This is a genomic window from Microcoleus sp. A2-C3 (assembly GCF_036706065.1).
Lineage (GTDB): Bacteria > Cyanobacteriota > Cyanobacteriia > Cyanobacteriales > Microcoleaceae > Microcoleus.
This window is the reverse complement of record NZ_JAUBVX010000109.1, coordinates 1-2970: the sequence shown is the minus strand read 5'-3', so window position 1 is coordinate 2970 and position 2970 is coordinate 1. Positions and strand designations below refer to the sequence as shown.

2 protein-coding genes and 4 pseudogenes are annotated in these 2970 nt (G+C 38.9%); 2 read left to right on the top strand and 4 right to left on the bottom strand.

Annotation, left to right across the window (positions count from 1 at the left end):
• Positions 1-77: 77 nt before the first annotated feature.
• Positions 78-167, bottom strand: a pseudogene (locus QUB66_RS29445) (transposase); the annotation flags it as partial.
• Positions 168-281: 114 nt separating this feature from the next.
• Between QUB66_RS29445 and QUB66_RS29440 the strand changes: the two are divergent.
• Both QUB66_RS29440 and QUB66_RS29435 read left to right on the top strand, forming a co-directional pair.
• Positions 282-1030 (top strand): annotated as a pseudogene (locus tag QUB66_RS29440) (IS4 family transposase); the annotation flags it as partial.
• A 117-nt stretch (positions 1031-1147) separates the two neighbouring features.
• Positions 1148-1390: pseudogene (locus QUB66_RS29435) on the top strand (DUF4277 domain-containing protein); the annotation flags it as partial.
• 12 nt (positions 1391-1402) lie between these two features.
• Here the strand turns inward: QUB66_RS29435 and QUB66_RS29430 are convergent.
• The 3 genes and pseudogenes from QUB66_RS29430 to QUB66_RS29425 all read right to left on the bottom strand — a co-directional run.
• Positions 1403-2257 (bottom strand): annotated as a pseudogene (locus QUB66_RS29430) (IS4 family transposase); the annotation flags it as partial.
• 112 nt (positions 2258-2369) lie between these two features.
• Positions 2370-2579 carry a hypothetical protein gene (locus tag QUB66_RS29830; protein WP_442923235.1) on the bottom strand — a complete coding sequence of 70 codons (210 nt, stop codon included), beginning with the start codon at positions 2577-2579 and terminating at the stop codon, positions 2370-2372.
• Between the two features lie 17 nt (positions 2580-2596).
• Positions 2597-2791, bottom strand: a complete 195-nt coding sequence (locus QUB66_RS29425) for an IS4/Tn5 family transposase DNA-binding protein (RefSeq protein ID WP_265239878.1) — start codon at positions 2789-2791, stop codon at positions 2597-2599.
• Positions 2792-2970: the final 179 nt, after the last annotated feature.

The following is a 2970-nucleotide window of genomic DNA, read 5'->3' as shown; positions in this document are numbered from 1 at the left end:
CTTGATTGTGTGAGTTATAAAATTATCCTATGTATTCAATTACTGTAATTAAATTTCACTACATATTTATTACTACCCATTTTTGTTACATGAAATCTATCTACTGTTACATCAGCATTTGGGCAAAGTTTTTTGACTAATGACTTATAATTACCTGTCATGTCCATACCATTTGTGACAAGTCAAGAAAAAGTGCAAATTGTCAAGGGGGTAGACAAAAAAAAGGTAAAATAGGCTGAAATATCTATCTGGCAAGCATTTGAGTCATAGTTGAACCCGTTATGAGTAGTAAAAAACGAATTAACCGAGACCATGCAAAGAAAAAAAATAGTCCCCAAATAGAAAATGAAGCAATCGCGAATCACCTGGAAGATTTATTAATTCCAGCAATGGCTGCCCAAAAAACTTTTTATCGCCAACTAAATTTAAGAGATAGAATTCTGACATTACCATTAATGATGGCAGCAATATTAAGCCTCTTATGGCGAAATGTAGCAGGAGTAACAGAATTAACCAGAGTATTAAATAGAGAGGGATTTTTATGGTGTGAGCCGCAAAAAATTAGTCAACAAGCATTATCACAAAGATTTTTAACTTTTCCCGCAATTTTATTTGAAAATGTATTTAAAGAATTACTACCTCATTTTCGTCATCAATGGTTGACAAGAAAATCAAGGCCCCTTCCAGATAGCGTACAATTTGCTTTAAAAAACTTTGAAAACATCTGGATAGCTGATGGCTCAACATTCTTTAGCATTATTTAAGAAACTACAAAGTTTATCAGACGTGCCCATTGGTCAATTAGCCGGAAAAATGGGAGTAATTATAGATTTAGTAACTCATCTTCCCCAAGAAATTTGGTTTTGGACAAATCCCAAACAAGCAGATACCCATGTTCGAGGAAGATTTACTGAAAGTAGTTAAGCCAAAAACCTTGCTGTTATTGGATCGAGGCTTTTATCACTTCGCTTTTTGGCAAAAACTCATCGACCAAGAAATTGGATTTATAACCCACATTCCGCAGATATTCAGACAAATTTAATAATTTTAAATTTGGAGGCAGGAAACCCTGAAGTAAATACCTAGCAAAGATTTCAACTTTTGCTAAAATTAGATAATAGAGTCAGCAACCAAGGTGTAAAAAATCATGAATAAGCCCCAAGACGAAATTAAAGTCCTCAATATAGACCATTTAGGAATAATAGCCGGAATTATCGATGAAATGGAACTGGTAGAAATAGTGAATCAACAAGTGGGAATCAAATCAAAAGAGATGCTAACTCCTGGACAAGTAATGAAAGCGATGATTTTGAATGGATTAGGGTTTTTAAGCGCCCCTTTATACCTATTTGAGCAGTTTTTCGTCGGCAAAGCAACAGAACATCTCATCTTACTTTTCCCGTTAAGTATGATTTGTAGCAAGAAGCCAGCCCTGGCACAGATCACGTAAATTTGACCAACCTCGCCAGAGGACTTGAATCCCAATTGGAGATTTACGCCGATGTTGAAGATAGCCTCCAAGATAAGCAACCGATTCCACTGCCCAGGCAACCGTTAACACAGGCGGAAATTTTGGGAATCTCGCCTTTAAAACTTGAATTTGTACTGGACTTAGAATTTCAACCGCAGGAGAATCAGGTTGATTACGATGTAGATAAGTAATTTGTAAAAGCTCGACGGCACAAACACTTAAAAAGCCTAACAAGGGCTTCATACCCTCAGCAGCAAGTCTGTAGCGCTCACACTTACAGCCAGACTTAAAGATTTTATGATAATCTTCCACCCGCCAACGATAAGTATACCAACGCAGAATCTTGAGGGCAGTTTCGATATCTTCTACGACTTCGGTAGTTAGAAGCATCCATTCTAAAGGTGTTTCGCCTTCTGGGCAATTAATTTCAGTTGCATAAACAGCATAAACTTGTAATGAATCACGATTATCAAAGCGATAGGGAACTCGTAGCTGAACTTGAGAGAAGCGCACTGCCAATGAAGCTATCCTTCCCTGACGTTTACCAGTTTCTGGTACTTTGATTTCCTGCTCAAATCTGCTCGGTTGCGATTCCAATTTTTTCCACAGACGTTCGCTATTCTGGTCTAGACTACGGTCATGAGCTGCACGTACTAATACTCCTGTATGTTTCAGTTGACGTGAAGAGTCGAACACTTCAGTAATATCTCCTTCTCGGTCGAAAACATGAATTACTCGGGTGCTATTACTGACTTCATGCTCGACTTCGGTCATCGCTTCTACCCATCGATAAGACTCTTTTTCTTCAAATGGGCGTTGACGAGCAGCTTTTCGCGCTAAAAGCTGTCGTTGTTTTTTGGCTGCTGCGGTTTCATCCTTCGGTGGCTTTTCTTTGTGCTCAAGGGTTCCATAGCTTTTGCCATAACAGTCCCATTACTTGTCCTTGTTCGGGAGTGAGCGCCAAGGCACTATGTAAAATTAATCCGTTGCCACCGTTGCCTGTGGGCCCATATCCTTCCCTTTTGGCTTTGATGCTGCCATAATCGAGAAAGGTGGTATCTCCTACGGATAATACGACTTCATATTCTTCCACGGCTTCACAGGTCATTTGACAGTGAGGTTTAATTATTCTGTCAAATTTTGTTTTGCTGTTGGCAAAAACTCATAAGCTCTTTTTAGCTCGTTTGCATTTGAGAATATTTCTGACAATCCTTTCCCAAACCCTTGGCTTAGGGCTTGGCCGATTGCATAGGCTCTATTGTTTAATCTCTCATCTCCTAATTCACAAGTTGCAAAATTTTTCTCCCACCAGTTCAACATTTTTGCCTGCCTTTACTTGATTTTAACCAGATTATATCACCATCTACCCCTTTTGCCTAGAATGACCTCCTACTCTACCTTTCAGAGATGCCGTGAAAAGTAAGAACATCTCCGCCATCGAAGGAGTATTACCATCACATTTAAATGATGACCGACTAGCGAGAGCATTAGACAAATAT

Excerpts from the sequence above, each read along its gene's own strand:
- QUB66_RS29425 (WP_265239878.1), bottom strand. The coding sequence starts at position 2,791 with ATGTTGAACTGGTGGGAGAAAAATTTTGCAACTTGTGAATTAGGAGAT.
- QUB66_RS29830 (WP_442923235.1), bottom strand. The coding sequence starts at position 2,579 with ATGACCTGTGAAGCCGTGGAAGAATATGAAGTCGTATTATCCGTAGGA.